We start from the raw sequence: 13,619 nt of genomic DNA, 5'->3' as shown, positions 1-13,619 counted from the left end.
TCACCGCTCGGGCGCGGCGTACTCCTCACGCAGCCCCGCCCACCGGACCGGGGTCCACTTCGACCAGTCGGCGGGGTAGCCGTCGAGCGCGTCCACGAGGTACTGGAAGTGGTCGTGCCAGCCGGCGAGGCAGTCCAGCCGCAGCGCGTCGTCGCCGCGGAACTCGTTGGTGAAGCGCAGCAGCACATGGTCGCCGCGCGGTGGCTCCAGGTGGAAGCGGATACGGCCGTGGAGTCCTTCGAGGGTGTACTCGGCGACGCGCTCGACGTCCCAGGCGGTGACGGTGCCGGAGGCGACCGTGGCGTTCCCGTCCCGGTCGGTGTTCAGCCAGCGCAGCGTGACCGCACCGCCGACGCGCGGTTCGAACGGGTCGGCGGCGGCGAGCCAGCCGAACAGTCCCTCGGAACTGGCAACGGCTGCCCACACCCGGGGAACGGGGTGGGGCAGCCGTAGCGTGAACCGCAGAATGTGCTGGTCACCATGGGTCTCGCTGGTACCACGCTCGATGACGGGGGTCGCGTCGGTCATGGTTCCAGCGTGGCCCGGCGGTGCCCGATCCGCACCCGTACGGGCACGGGCCGGTCAGACGCCCGCGTAGGAGTGCTTGCCGGTGACGAAGATGTTGACGCCGTAGTAGTTGAACAGCCAGCACCCGAAGGCGATGAGGGCCAGGTAGGCGGCCTTGCGGCCCTTCCAGCCGGCGGTGGCGCGGGCGTGCAGGTAGCAGGCGTACGCGACCCAGGTGATGAAGGACCAGACCTCCTTGGGGTCCCAGCCCCAGTAGCGGCCCCACGCGTCGCCCGCCCAGATGGCACCCGCGATGATCGTGAACGTCCACAGCGGGAAGACGGCGGCGTTGATGCGGTACGAGAACTTGTCGAGCGTCGCGGCGGCGGGCAGCCGGGAGAGCACGGACTGGGCGAACGAACCGGGCTGCGCGCCGCTCGCGAGCTTGCTCTCGTAGCTGTCGCGGAAGAGGTAGAGCAGGGTGGCGACCGCGCCGATGTAGAAGACGGCACCGCAGATGATGGCCGTGGAGACGTGGATCCACAGCCAGTACGAGTGCAGTGCGGGCACCAGCTGGTCGCTGGAGGTGTAGAGCACCGTGGTCGCGATGCCGAGGTCCAGCAGGACGGTGGTGACCAGGAGCAGCCCCATCCAGCGGACGTTCTTCTTCAGCGCCAGCAGGACCAGGTAGGCGCCGACCGCCACCGTGGAGAAGGTGATGGAGAACTCGTACATGTTGCCCCAGGGGGCACGCTGCACGGAGAGCGCACGCGCGAGCACTCCGCCGGCCTGGACGAGGAAGGCGAGCACGGTCATGGAGATCGCCATGCGTCCGTACAGATCGCCCTTGAACGTGCCGCCGGCCGCGCCGGGCCCGTCCGGGACGTCGCGGGAACCGGCCGCGGAGCGGGTGACGATCTTCGGACGGTCGAGTACGGCGGTGCCGCCGCCCTTCTGCGCGACCTGCACCTTCACCGAGGCACCGGCCCCGGCATCGGCCCCGGTCAGCGCGGCGGCGGTGCGGCCGACCTTGCTCCGGCTGCCGAACACCCATTCCGCGATGTGCGCGAAGAAGGCCAGGGTGTAGACGGCCATCGACGAATAGATCAGCACATTGCTGGTGTGCGCCAGGTTCTCGTTGGTTGCGGCGGCGAGATTCACTTCTCAGCCCCTTCGGCAGGTTCTACGGGGGATTCTCCGACGGAACCGGCATCGGATCCGGGGTCGGTGTCAGAGCCGGGCGCCGTGGGCGCCACGTCGTTGAGCGTGACCGCGAGATCGGCCAGCTCCTCGGGAAGCTTCGCGGACTCACTGCGGCCGAGGCCCGCCATCTCGACGACGGTGACGCCGTCCGCACCGCGCACGGCCCGCACCCAGACCCGGCGCCGCTGGATGAACAGCGAGCCCGCGAGCCCGGCGATCGCGGCGATGGCCCCGGTGAGCGCCCAGCCGCTGGCGGGCTGCTCGGAGATCTGGAAGCTGGCCCACTCCTCGACACCCTCGAAGGTGATCGAGCCGGCTCCGTCGGGGAGCTTCATCGTGTCGCCGACCGCCAGGCGCTGCTTGAGCGGGTTGCCCTCGCTGTCCTTGAACGCCTTCATCTTGGTCTTGTCGAGCTGGTACACGTTCTGCGCCAGCCCGGAGTCGGGCCCGAGGTAGCCGTGGTAGCCGTTGAGGGCGAGGACGGGCATGTCGGCAGCGGGGAACTGCGAGAACATCGTGCCCTTGCCGCTGCCCGCGAAGGTCGGCACGAAGAAGGCCTGGAAGCCCAGCTGGGTCTTCTTGCCGTTCTTGTCGCGGTAGCCGTCCAGCACCTTGATCGCCCCGGTCGAGGTGACGTTGTTGTCGATGGGCAGCAGCGGCACGGCGCTCCGGTAGACCTCCTTGCCGCTCGCGTCCTTGACGGAGACGACGGGCGCGTAGCCGTGCGCGTTGAGGTAGACCTTGGTGCCGTCGATGACGAGGGGCTCGTTGACCCTGATGACGGTCTTCTGCGGCTTGCCGTACGCGCCCTTCTCGTACGTCACATGGGCCTCGTAGGTCCGGGGCGTACCGATCTGGGGGCCGCTGCGCTCGTACGTACCGATGAACTTGTCGAGCTTGAAGCTGAACGGGGCGAGCGAGTCCGGGTCGAACAGCGAACCGGACTTGAAGTCGTCGTACTGCGTCTGTGTGTTGGAGAAGCCGTCGCCCTCGACGATCAGCTTGCCGCCCTCGGACTTGAAGAGCTGTCCGAAGGCGAAGGCCACCAGCATCACGATCAGGGCGACGTGGAAGACCAGGTTCCCGGCCTCGCGCAGATAGCCCTTCTCGGCCGCGACGGCGTCTTTCGCGGTGTGCGCGCGGTAGCGGCGCCTGCGCAGCATCGCGAGCGCGGCCTCGCGGACCTGCTCGGGCTCGACCTCGGTGCGCCAGGTGGTGTACGCGGGCAGCCGGGTCAGGCGCTTGGGGGCGCCCGGCGGACGGCTGCGCAGCTGGCCGACGAACTGGCCGGTGCGCGGGACGATGCAGCCGATGAGCGAGACGAACAGCAGGATGTAGATCGCGGAGAACCACACCGAGCTGTAGACGTCGAAGAACTGGAGCTTCTCGTAGATCGGGCTGACGACGGTGTGGGCCTCCTTGAAGGTCTGCACCTTCAGTTCGTCCACGCTGTTCTGCGGGATCAGCGAGCCGGGGATGGCGCCGAGCGACAGCAGGAAGAGCAGGATCAGCGCGACCCGCATCGAGGTGAGCTGCCGCCAGAACCAGCGGGCCCAGCCGATGACGCCCATGGCCGGCAGATTGGCCACGGACTCCTCGCGCGGGGCGGTGGAGAGCTGGGAGCCGGCCGCACCGAGCTCGCGGGCGTTCTCCCGGTCCTGTTCGTCCCGGGTCTCCCGCTCGTCGCGGCGCCCGCGCTGCGGGGCAGGGTTGGACTTGGTGTTGCTCATGGAACTCAGATCCCCACCGTGAAGCCGTTGGACCAGCCCTGCAATTGCTGCATCATCGTGCCCCACGCGCCGGTCAGCAGGAGAAGACCGGTCGCGATCATCATGACGCCGCCGACGCGCATGACCCATGCGTAGTGGCGCTTGACCCAGCCGAAGGCGCCGAGCGCCTTGCGGAAGGCGACTGCCGCGAGCACGAAGGGCAGGCCGAGCCCGAGGCAGTACGCGGCAGTCAGTATCGCCCCGCGGCCTGCGGTGCCCTGTTCCATCGCGAGGGCGCTCACCGAACTGAGCGTCGGGCCGAGGCACGGGGTCCAGCCGATCCCGAAGAGGGCGCCCAGCAGCGGTGCTCCCGCCAGCCCGGTCACCGGCCTCTTGTGGATACGGAACTCGCGCTGCGTCATCCACGGCATCAGGCCCATGAAGAAGATCCCCATCAGGATCATCAGCACGCCGAGGATCTTGGTGAGCGTCCCGCTGTACTCCTGGAGGGTCTGACCGAAGAAGCCGAAGAGCGCGCCGCCGGAGACGAACACGGCGGTGAAGCCGAGCACGAAGAGCGAGGCACCCGCCACCATCCGCCCGCGCCGGGCCTGCGCCAGGTCCGTGCCGCTGACCCCGGTGACGTAACTGAGGTAACCGGGGACGAGCGGCAGGACGCACGGCGAGAAGAACGAGACGAGCCCGGCGAGCACGGCGACGGGCAGGGCGACGATCAGCGCCCCGTTCACGATGGTCAGGTTCTCGCCCTGGAGCGCGGCAAGGGTGTGCACGGAATCACTTCTCCGCGATCAGCGGGTCGATCATCTTGTGCAGCTTGTCGGAGTCGAGGGCGGTCAGGGAACGGGCGGCGATCTTCCCGTCCCGGTCCAGCACCACGGTCGACGGAATGGCCTGCGGACGCAGCGTGCCCTTGGGGAAGCGGAGCATGAGCTTGCCGGTCGGGTCGTAGAGGCTCGGGTAGGGGACTCCGTAGTCCTTCTCGAAGCTCTGCGCGGGGCCCTTCTGGGGGTCGCGCGTGTTGATCCCGACGAACTGGACGCCCTTGTCCTTCGTCTCCTTCGCCACCCGCGAGAAGTACTGGGCCTCAAGGCGGCAGGGCCCGCACCACGAGCCCCACATGTTCAGTACGACGACCTTGCCCTTGTAGTCGGCGACGTCGAGCTGCTTGCCTTCGAGGGTCTCGCCGTCGAGCTTCGGGGCGGGCTTGCGGTCGCCCTTGTCCACAGTGGAGATTCCGCCACTGCCCGTGACGAAGTTCGTATTGCCACCGCCACCCGCCTTGTTGTCGTCGCCCCCGCACGCCGTCAGCGTGAGAGCGAGTGCGACGACCGCTGCGGGGGCGGCGAGCAGGGTGAAGCGGCGTCGAGATGCCCGGCCATAGCTCATGTGAAAAGTTTCGCATGACGGTTCCGGCGATCTCGGGCACCCCCCTCGGTGCCCGTAAAGCCCGTTGTCAGGCCTGTTTAAAGAAGGTGTTCCAGCCGCCTTCGGGCGACTGTCCGACGCCCAGCGTTCGGAGCTTGTCGAGCACGGCCGGGGTCTGGACGTCGAGCCAGTCGACGAACTGCCTGAAGGAGACGAGCCGCACATCCGGCTTCCCGGCTATTTTCTTGATCGTTTCCTCGACCGCATCCATATATATGCCGCCGTTCCACTCCTCGAAGTGGTTTCCGATGTAGAAGGGCGCGCGATTCGTCGTGTACGCACGGTCGAAACCGGCGAGATACGACTTGGTGGCCTGCTCCCGCCATCCCGGATAGCGCGAGGGCATGCCCTTCGTCGAATTCTGCGACTGGTTGGCGAGGATGTTGTAGTCCATCGAAAGAACTTCGAAGCTGTGCCCCGGGAACGGCATGCCCTGCAGCGGCAGATCCCAGATGCCCTGGCGCTTCTGGGGCCACACCTGGGTACCGCCGGGCGAGCTGGCGTCGTAGCGCCAGCCCAACTTGCTTGCCGTGGGCAGCAGATTGTCCTGGCCGAGCAGACAGGGAGCGCGGCTGCCGACCAGTTCCTTGCGGTAGTCGAACGGCAGCGGATCGAGGTCGGTCCACCCGGTGTTGGTGCGCCATTCGGTGACGAAGGAGACCGCCTGATCGATTTCGCTCCGCCACTGGGCGGACGACCAGTTCGCAACCGATCCGGAGCCGCCGCAGAAATGCCCGTTGAAGTGCGTGCCGATCTCATGTCCGTCCAGCCAGGCCTGACGGACGTACTTCAACGTCTGCTTGATGTGGTCATCGGTCAGATAACCGATGTCGGAAGCACCGATCGGGTTGTTGGGCGGCCGGTACATGGACTTCTTCGACTCGGGAAGCAGATACAGACCGGAGAGGAAGAAGGTCATCGCCGCGTCGTGATTCCTGGCGAGTTCCAGGAAACGCGGGAAGAGCCCGTTGCCGACCTCGCCCGCCCCGTCCCAGGAGAAGATCACGAACTGCGGCGGCGTCTGCCCGGGTTCGAGGGGAACCGGCGCCGAAGGCTGGTGCGGCTGCTTCCCGGTATCGGCGGTGGAACCGTCCCCGATCTTCCGGACGTCCTTCTTCGCGGGTCCGGTCCCCCGGGTGTGTCCGTCGGCGCCCTTCTCCCCCGCGGTCCCCGTGCGCTCCCCCGGTCGACCGGTATCGAAGGAACCGCAACCCGCCAGACCGATCGTGGCCGCAGCCCCGAACCCGGCTCCGAGCAAACCCCTTCGACTGATCTCGCGCATGCGTTCCCCATCTGCGGTCGTTTCATCTCAAGTCCATACAAACTGGCGAAGGCTTAGATGATGAAAACAACACTGGGGTTCCGCGATTTAGCACATGTTTCTGTGTGTGACCAGAGCGATACGCACACGAACGTATGACTGATAGGTCACCCGCGGCGGCGGCACGATCGCCACGCCGTCCCCGGTCCCGCGGCGCCGGTCCCGTCATGGCAGCACGATCGCCGGACGGGCGGAGGAATCACGCCCGTCCGGCGATCGAGGACAGCACGGCAGCAGAAGACCACGGGCCGGCGGCGGACCGGTGAGGAACCCGGGCGCGGCGCACCGGTGAGAGGCCCCTGGGCGCGGAGGGCCGGGCGGGGTCGGAGAAACGGTCGGGCGCGGCGCACCGGTGAGAGGCCGGGGCGCGGCCGGCCGTCAGGAGGCCCCGGGGCACGGAGGACCGGCGGCGGCCGGGGCGCAAAGGGCCGGCGGAGGAACCGGAAGACCGGTCGGGCACGGAGGACCGGCGGGGGCCGGACGACCCGTCAGGCGCGGAACACCGCGCCCGGGCCGGGGGGACGCACACCGCGCCCCACCGGCCGAGGGTCCGCTACGCGCCGAACGCCTTCGACTTCCCCTTCACCGGCTTCGCCCCCGCCCGCAGATGCGGGGGCACCAGGTCACGCGCCGGCTCCGTGTACCCGACCGACACGATCTTGTCGCCCTGGTACGTGAAGCTCGTCAGCGACGCGAGCGTGCACTGCCGCTTGCGCGGGTCGTGCCACAACCGCCGCCGCTCCACGAAGCTCCGCACGATCCAGATCGGCAGCTGATGGCTGACGCACACCGCCTCGTGGCCGCGAGCCGCGTCACGCGCGGCGTCCAGGGCGCCCATCATCCGCACGACCTGCTCGATGTACGGCTCGCCCCACGACGGCCGGAACGGATTCGTCAGGTGCTTCCAGTTGTCCGGCTTGCGCAGCGCCCCGTCGCCCACACCGAAGGTCTTGCCCTCGAAGACGTTGGCGGCCTCGATGAGCCGTTCGTCGGTGGCCAGGTCGAGGCCGTGCGACTTGGCGATCGGCGTGGCCGTCTCCTGGGCGCGCTCCAGCGGGGAGGCGACGACATGGGTGATGTCACGGCCCTCCAGGTGCGCGGCGACCCGGTCGGCCATCTGCCGGCCGAGCTCGGAGAGGTGGTAGCCGGGACGGCGTCCGTAGAGCACGCCCTCGGGGTTGTGCACCTCTCCGTGCCGCATCAGATGGACGACGGTGACGTCCTTGGGGCTTCTGTTCTCGCTCATGCGGTGGCCTCCGAGGCGGCGCGGGCGGCGGCGGGCAGGGCTGCGGCGATGCGCTCGACGGCCTGCGTGTCGTGGGCGGTGGAGACGAACCAGGACTCGAAGGCGGACGGCGGCAGGTAGACGCCCTGCGACAGCAGCGAGTGGAAGAAGGCGGTGAAGCGGAAAGCTTCCTGCTGCTTTGCGTCCTCGTAGTTCCGCACCGGCCGGTCGGTGAAGAAGACGGAGAACATGTTGCTCGCCGCCTGCACGACGTGCGCCACGCCTTCCTTGGTCAGCGCCTCGCCGACCATGCCGCGGATCTCCGCGGAGACCGCGTCCACCTTCGCGTACGCCGCGTCGTCGAGCAGGCGCAGCTGGGCGAGGCCGGCGGCGGTGGCGATCGGATTGCCGGAGAGGGTGCCCGCCTGGTAGACGGGACCGGCCGGGGCGAGGTGCGCCATCACGTCCGCACGCCCGCCGAAGGCCGCGGCCGGGAAGCCGCCGCCCATGACCTTGCCGAAGGTCATCAGGTCGGGCCGCACTCCGTCGACGCCGAACCAGCCGGCCTTCGAGGTACGGAATCCGGTCATGACCTCGTCGGAGATGTAGAGCGCACCATTGGCGGCGCAGATCTCCTTGAGTCCGGCGTTGAAACCGTCCAGCGGCGGTACGACGCCCATGTTGCCGGGCGACGCCTCGGTGATCACACAGGCGATCTCGCCGGGCTGCGCGGCGAACGCCTCCCGTACGGCCTCCAGATCGTTGTACGGCAGCACGATCGTGTCGCCGGCCTGCGCGCCGGTGACCCCCGGGGTGTCGGGAAGGCCGAAGGTCGCGACCCCTGACCCGGCGGCGGCGAGCAGTGCGTCCACGTGGCCGTGGTAGCAGCCGGCGAACTTCACCACCTTGGCGCGGCCGGTGAACCCGCGGGCGAGGCGGATCGCGGACATGGTCGCCTCGGTGCCGGACGACACCAGCCGCACCTGCTCCACGGGCTCGACCCGGGCCACGATCTCCTCGGCGAGCGCGACCTCGCCCTCACCGGGCGTACCGAACGAGGTGCCGCGGGCCACGGCCTCCTGGACCGCGGCGACGACCTCGGGGTGGGAGTGGCCGAGGATCATCGGCCCCCACGAGCACACGAGGTCGACATACTCCCGGCCGTCGGCGTCGGTGAGGTAGGGACCGGTACCGGACACCATGAAGCGGGGCGTGCCTCCCACGGCCCGGAAGGCACGGACGGGAGAATTCACGCCGCCGGGCGTCACGAGGGACGCACGGTCGAAAAGCGTCTGCGAAACTGGGGCTTCATATCGATAAGGCAGTTCGGTCATGACCTGCGACTTCTCCGACTCCGGGGGCTAGTGACCTCCCCAGGGTAGGTCAGCCCTCCCGAGCGGCCGGGAGCGGAAGATCCCGGCCACCGAAAGCCCCGCGAGCACATCCGTCGCGTGACGAACGGGCGCCGGCCCCCTCGCATCTGCGAAACTGGTGACTTCAAGGGGAAAGCTCACACACGCCATGGCGCCGGGGTCACGGACGGTCTTGCGGGCAGGTGTTTCACCGCACGCCCGCGGGGGAGGTCACTGACACGATGATCGGGTTGCGCGGCGGGGGCTGTGTCTCCTAAGTAGTAGTCGGGTGGATGAGATATGCATCGCGGTGGCGGAGTGGGCGAAGGGACCGACGACCTGGGGCCCGAGCCTGCCCGGCGGGGTCGGCACCGGCGTGAGGCGGAGCGCAGACAGGGCACACAGGCCAATGGTGCGCAGGGTGGCGGAGCCGGAAGCAGGAGTGGTGGCCGGGTGGGGGTGACCTACAAGTACTTCGGGGCCCCGGACGGGGCCACGGCCGCACGCGTGCCGATTTCGATGCGTCCCGAGGAACTCGGCGGCGACGAACTGGGCATGGGCGGCATGTTCACCAAGATCAAGCCGGAGACGGTCGCGGCGATGGTCCTCACCGGCATCCAGGGCATACCCCTGCACAGGGTCCCCCCGCTGGAACTGGTCGTGCTGCACCCCGACTACGCGGTGGTCAAGCTTCCGATGACGGTCGTCGACCCGCTGCGCGGCGTGGGCGAGGAGTCGGTGGGCGCCGCGGCCTTCATCTGGTCCACGGTCCCGGACCGGGGCGGCCCGCGCGACGCGTTCAACGTCTACCAACTGCTGCACGAGTGGCAGGATTTCAGCCACCGTCTGCACGATGCGGGGCACCAGGCGTACTGCCTGGTCTGGCCCTGACCCGAGGTTTCGCCGGGGCGGGCGGGACTTTCGGGTCCCGCCCCCAGTCATGCCCGGGAAGGTCGCCGACAGGAGTCCGGACGCGTCCCGACGCCGGAGAATCTGCTGCCGTGCGACGCGCAACAGGCGTGCCCACACTGGAATCATGGACGGTCGGCCTCCCGCACAGGGTTCGCACGTGGACGCCACGGAGCGGCGCGATTACACGGGCGCCGTGTACGGCTCGCTGCTCGCCGCCTCGGTGGTGGTCGGAGCCGGATCGCTCAGGTATTTCCCGCGGCTGGAACTCGTCCTTCTGCTGCTGGGCACCGGGGTGGTGTTCTGGGCCGCCCATGTGCTCACCCGGCTGCTCGGGGAGCGGATCATGTACGCGCCTCTGGACGGGAGGGAGATCCGGCGGGTGTGCATGACCGAGTGGCCCATCGTCAAGGCGGCCGTCCCACCGGCCGTGGCGGTCGCCGTCACCCCGCTGCTGGGCCTCGGCCCGGAAGGGGCGTTGTGGCTGGCCCTGGGCGTCGCGCTGGCCGGTCAGGTCGGCTGGGCCTCGGTCGCCGCTCTGCGCGCCGGGGCCACGGGTCGCGTGGTACTGACCGCCGGGGCGGTCAACCTGGTGCTCGGCCTGATCATCGTGCTCCTCAAGGTCGCCCTGACGCACTGACGTCGTCCGTCGCCACGGTCCGAAACATCGGTCGGCGGGGTTGGTCGGCCGTCGCACGCCGGTGGTCCCTCCCGGCTGTGCCGCGCAATCCGCCCGGCTTCCGTGGCCGGCACCTGAGCCGTCGGCGCCGTCCCGCACAGCAGGCACGCCCAGGCATCGGGTGCGAGGGTGGAAGTGAGTCCCCACCTCTGGAATGCGGAGAGGAGCGGACATGGAGATCAAGCCGCGGGCCGTCGTCATCCCCAAGGAGACCGACCATCTGGAACAGGGGAAGTACGGTCCTGTCTTTCCGAGAACTCCCGCCTGCTACGGGTTCACCATCGTGGCGGAGGTCAAACCGGGCAGGGCCGAGGCGATACGGGAGTACGGCCGCGCCCTGGCCGAGGAGCTGGAGCGGGATCCGTATCTTCTCGCGCCTTTGAAGCTGCACTATCTGCGCTGGGTTCTCTTCGACGACGACACGCGCTTCATGTACCAAGGCATCTTCGACACGGACTTCGACAAGTACACGGAGGACGCCGTCGCGCTGTTCTCCAAAGCCGGCGTCAGCACCGCCTTCGAGAATCTCGAAGGGTTTCCCGAGGACTGGCGGACGAACCCGGAGGCGTTCGTCCGCTTCGTGCGGCAGCACCACTGTCCAAGCTTCATCGAGTACGGAGAGTATCCGTATGTGACGTCGGACGAGATCAAGAAGGCTCTGCAGGTCAAGAACGCCCTGTCGGAGATGCTCGACCAGATGCAGTGAGACGATCAGTGAGACGATCGAAATGAGCGAGGTCAAGACCGCGCGCACGTACAACCAGAGGCACATTCCGCGGGAGCACACCCCTGGTGGGCGGCGGGTGAGCATCTACGTCTCGTGGAGCTATCCGGCCGAGGCCGGTCGGAACACGGCCGAGCTGGACAACCGCTTCTCCACGATGACCGAGGTCAGGCGGGTGACATGGCCGGCCTACGAGGATCCCAAGTGGTCGGATCCGTATCGGTTCCAGCAGGGCATCGCGGGGTCACTGGAGCTGTTCTTCTGGGCATGGGTGCCGTTCCAGGAGTTCGTCGAGGAGGTCACGGGGCATCCCGTCCCGGTGTATCAGCGCATCGACCAGGCGGGTTTCCACACCCCGCTCGACGAGCGGGTGCTCGACGACACGGACGTGATGTTCGTGTTCGGGCTGGACCACGCGGTCACCGAGCAGGAGGCCGGGCCCGGGGAGATCGAGGCCCTGCGGGCGTTCCTCGGCCGGGAGGGCGCCTGCCTCGTCCTGGGCCCGCACCACGACGTCGGCGCATCGGACGACCTGTCGGTCCGCGAGATGGAGTACCGCCATCACGGCGATCCGCTGGTGCCCCGGCAGCAGCGATTCGCCACCTACGTCAGGGACTTGATGCAGGGGCTCGGGGTGCCGGTCATGAACCGGTACGGGCTGCGCCCGGCGACACTCGAGGGCAACCGGATCGCTCCTCTGTCCACGGTCGGGGACCTGGACCCGAAGGGCTGGCTGGACGGGGTGACGAACTTCAACTTCCACATGCATCTGCCGCACTACGACGTGACGACCGACGAGCCCGACGCCGTCCGCGTGCTGGCCAGGCAGCCGATCGACATGTCCAGGCCGCATCCGTTCACCGAGGCCGGCAACACGGAGTTCAACATGTTCCTGTGGATGCCTCCCGGCGGTGACCGCCCGGCCGACCTCCTGCTGGCGGACTCGACGATCTTCAGCACCTTGTTCGGCGCGGACGAAAGCCTGCGGAACTTCTGGCGCAACCTCGTCTCCGAGTAGGGCCCGGGAGGTCAACCGTGAGCGTGCACACGGACGTCCCGCTGGAGCTCGACGACATCCAGCGCGGGGTTCTCAGCCCCCGGCCGACGCCGTACGCGGCGACCTATCTCGCCTTCCGCATCGATGACCCGGGGGCCGGACGGGAGTTGATGCGGCGCGCGAGCACGGCGGTGACCTCCGCGGCGGACCCGGTCAGCCCGTTGGGGGACACCTGGGTGAGTGTGGCCGTCACCTGTCGCGGGCTGGAGGCGCTGGGGGTGCCGCGCGCCTCGCTGGACACGTTCGCGTGGGAGTTCCGGCAGGGGATGGCGGCCCGTGCCAAGGCGCTGGGCGATGTGGGCGAGAGCAGCCCGGAGCACTGGGAAGCGCCGCTGGGCAGCCCCGACGGCCATGTGGTGTTCACAGCGGTCGCGCCCGACCCCGCGCGGCTGGAAGCGGCCGTCGAGCGCGCCCGCCCCGCGTACGACGGGCTTTTTGGCGTGACGGCGATATGGCGGCAGGACTGCTACGCGCTTCCCACCGAGACCGAGCATTTCGGATATCGCGACGGGGTCAGCCATCCGGCCGTCGAAGGCAGCGGCATACCGGGATCCAATCAGTTGGAAGTGCCGCTGAAGGCAGGTGAGTTCGTGCTCGGCCACCGGGACGAGATCGGCGGCGTCCAGAGCCCGCAGCCGACGGCGCTGGGGCGCAACGGCAGTTACGCGGTCTTCCGCAAGCTCCATCAGAACGTCGCCGGGTTCCGGCGCTATCTGAAGGACAACTCCACCGGGCCCGAGGACGAGGAGTTGATCGCCGCGAAGATCATGGGGCGCTGGCGCAGCGGCGCTCCCTTGGCGCTGGCTCCGCACCACGACGATCCCGCGCTCGGCGTCGACCCGCACCGCCGTAACACCTTCCTCTACGAGAGCGACGATCCGGCGGGATTCAAGACGCCCGGCGGCTGCCACATCCGCCGGGCCAACCCCCGCGACGCCGCGGTGGCGGGAGAGGTGCGACTGCACCGCATGATCCGGCGCGGCGCGGTCTACGGTCCGCCGCTCCCCGAGGGTGTGCTGGAGGACGACGGGGCCGAGCGCGGCCTCATGTTCGCGTTCATCGGCGCGCATCTGGGGCGGCAGTTCGAGTTCGTCCAGTCGCAATGGATGAACGACGGCGTCTTCTTCGGCGGGAATGACGCCAAGGACCCCGTCACCGGATCCCACGACGGCTCCGCCGGCTTCACCATTCCCCGTCGGCCGCTGCGCCGACGGCTTGCCCCACTGCCGCGGTTCGTCGTCACCCGAGGAGGCGAGTACTGCTTCCTGCCGAGCCTGACCGCCCTGCGCCTGCTCGGCGACCTGCACGACTGACGGTGTGGCGACGGGTGCCCCGGCACCGTCCTCCCCCGCGCTCCGCCGCCCGACGGGAGACCGGTGGAGACCCCGCACCGTCGCCCTCATCCCGGTCACCGGGTCCGCCGCCCCGCCGGCCCGGACGCCACGGCATCGGCACCGCGCGTCGTCCTCACCGGCACCCTGCCGCTG

The 13,619-nt window shown here is 68.9% G+C and carries 13 protein-coding genes; 5 read left to right on the top strand and 8 right to left on the bottom strand.

Going from position 1 to position 13,619, the window contains the following annotated elements; all coding sequences use genetic code 11:
• The 8 genes from ACIRP2_RS22870 to hemL all read right to left on the bottom strand — a co-directional run bounded on the left by ACIRP2_RS22870 (position 1) and on the right by hemL (position 8,736).
• Positions 1-528, bottom strand: a complete 528-nt coding sequence (locus ACIRP2_RS22870; protein ID WP_404253070.1) for a hypothetical protein — start codon at positions 526-528, stop codon at positions 1-3.
• A 54-nt stretch (positions 529-582) separates the two neighbouring features.
• A complete protein-coding gene (gene ccsB / locus ACIRP2_RS22865; protein WP_404253068.1) occupies positions 583-1,668 on the bottom strand; it encodes a c-type cytochrome biogenesis protein CcsB in 1,086 nt (361 codons plus the stop codon).
• Positions 1,665-3,440, bottom strand: coding sequence for a cytochrome c biogenesis protein ResB (locus tag ACIRP2_RS22860; protein ID WP_404253066.1), 1,776 nt, complete (start codon positions 3,438-3,440; stop codon positions 1,665-1,667). The genes ccsB and ACIRP2_RS22860 overlap by 4 nt, the downstream gene beginning before the upstream one ends.
• Before the next feature lie 5 nt (positions 3,441-3,445).
• Complete coding sequence (locus tag ACIRP2_RS22855) at positions 3,446-4,210, bottom strand: cytochrome c biogenesis CcdA family protein (RefSeq protein WP_404253064.1); 765 nt, start codon at positions 4,208-4,210, stop codon at positions 3,446-3,448.
• 4 nt (positions 4,211-4,214) lie between these two features.
• Positions 4,215-4,826 carry a TlpA family protein disulfide reductase gene (locus tag ACIRP2_RS22850; protein WP_404253062.1) on the bottom strand — a complete coding sequence of 204 codons (612 nt, stop codon included), beginning with the start codon at positions 4,824-4,826 and terminating at the stop codon, positions 4,215-4,217.
• A 67-nt stretch (positions 4,827-4,893) separates the two neighbouring features.
• A complete protein-coding gene (locus ACIRP2_RS22845) occupies positions 4,894-6,147 on the bottom strand; it encodes a hypothetical protein (RefSeq protein ID WP_404253060.1) in 1,254 nt (417 codons plus the stop codon).
• Between the two features lie 592 nt (positions 6,148-6,739).
• The gene (locus tag ACIRP2_RS22840) at positions 6,740-7,432 is read right to left on the bottom strand and encodes a histidine phosphatase family protein (protein ID WP_404253058.1); all 693 of its coding nucleotides are present in this window, start codon (positions 7,430-7,432) and stop codon (positions 6,740-6,742) included.
• Positions 7,429-8,736 carry a glutamate-1-semialdehyde 2,1-aminomutase gene (gene hemL, locus ACIRP2_RS22835; protein ID WP_404253723.1) on the bottom strand — a complete coding sequence of 436 codons (1,308 nt, stop codon included), beginning with the start codon at positions 8,734-8,736 and terminating at the stop codon, positions 7,429-7,431. Before hemL ends, ACIRP2_RS22840 begins: the two co-directional genes overlap by 4 nt.
• 327 nt (positions 8,737-9,063) lie before the next feature.
• On the opposite strand from hemL, the gene ACIRP2_RS22830 reads away from it, so the two are divergent.
• The 5 genes from ACIRP2_RS22830 to ACIRP2_RS22810 all read left to right on the top strand — a co-directional run bounded on the left by ACIRP2_RS22830 (position 9,064) and on the right by ACIRP2_RS22810 (position 13,445).
• A complete protein-coding gene (locus ACIRP2_RS22830; RefSeq protein ID WP_365691220.1) occupies positions 9,064-9,654 on the top strand; it encodes a hypothetical protein in 591 nt (196 codons plus the stop codon).
• Positions 9,655-9,799: 145 nt separating this feature from the next.
• Positions 9,800-10,312, top strand: a complete 513-nt coding sequence (locus ACIRP2_RS22825) for a hypothetical protein (RefSeq protein WP_404253056.1) — start codon at positions 9,800-9,802, stop codon at positions 10,310-10,312.
• Between the two features lie 211 nt (positions 10,313-10,523).
• Positions 10,524-11,057: a hypothetical protein gene (locus ACIRP2_RS22820; protein ID WP_404253054.1), complete on the top strand. Its 534-nt coding sequence runs from the start codon at positions 10,524-10,526 to the stop codon at positions 11,055-11,057.
• Between the two features lie 22 nt (positions 11,058-11,079).
• Positions 11,080-12,093 (top strand): hypothetical protein, encoded by a 1,014-nt coding sequence (locus ACIRP2_RS22815; RefSeq protein ID WP_404253052.1) that lies wholly within the window; start codon positions 11,080-11,082, stop codon positions 12,091-12,093.
• Between the two features lie 17 nt (positions 12,094-12,110).
• Positions 12,111-13,445 carry a Dyp-type peroxidase gene (locus ACIRP2_RS22810; RefSeq protein ID WP_404253050.1) on the top strand — a complete coding sequence of 445 codons (1,335 nt, stop codon included), beginning with the start codon at positions 12,111-12,113 and terminating at the stop codon, positions 13,443-13,445.
• Positions 13,446-13,619: the final 174 nt, after the last annotated feature.

It is taken from the genome of Streptomyces sp. NPDC101194, from assembly GCF_044767885.1.
GTDB lineage: Bacteria > Actinomycetota > Actinomycetes > Streptomycetales > Streptomycetaceae > Streptomyces.
This window is presented reverse-complemented; position numbering and strand designations above follow the sequence as displayed.

Bases quoted from the DNA above. Each gene is read 5' to 3' on its own strand.
- ACIRP2_RS22870 (WP_404253070.1), bottom strand. From the start codon at position 528: ATGACCGACGCGACCCCCGTCATCGAGCGTGGTACCAGCGAGACCCAT.
- ACIRP2_RS22860 (WP_404253066.1), bottom strand. From the start codon at position 3,440: ATGAGCAACACCAAGTCCAACCCTGCCCCGCAGCGCGGGCGCCGCGAC.
- ACIRP2_RS22850 (WP_404253062.1), bottom strand. From the start codon at position 4,826: ATGAGCTATGGCCGGGCATCTCGACGCCGCTTCACCCTGCTCGCCGCC.
- ACIRP2_RS22845 (WP_404253060.1), bottom strand. From the start codon at position 6,147: ATGCGCGAGATCAGTCGAAGGGGTTTGCTCGGAGCCGGGTTCGGGGCT.
- ACIRP2_RS22840 (WP_404253058.1), bottom strand. From the start codon at position 7,432: ATGAGCGAGAACAGAAGCCCCAAGGACGTCACCGTCGTCCATCTGATG.
- ACIRP2_RS22830 (WP_365691220.1), top strand. From the start codon at position 9,064: ATGCATCGCGGTGGCGGAGTGGGCGAAGGGACCGACGACCTGGGGCCC.
- ACIRP2_RS22825 (WP_404253056.1), top strand. From the start codon at position 9,800: ATGGACGGTCGGCCTCCCGCACAGGGTTCGCACGTGGACGCCACGGAG.
- ACIRP2_RS22820 (WP_404253054.1), top strand. From the start codon at position 10,524: ATGGAGATCAAGCCGCGGGCCGTCGTCATCCCCAAGGAGACCGACCAT.
- ACIRP2_RS22815 (WP_404253052.1), top strand. From the start codon at position 11,080: ATGAGCGAGGTCAAGACCGCGCGCACGTACAACCAGAGGCACATTCCG.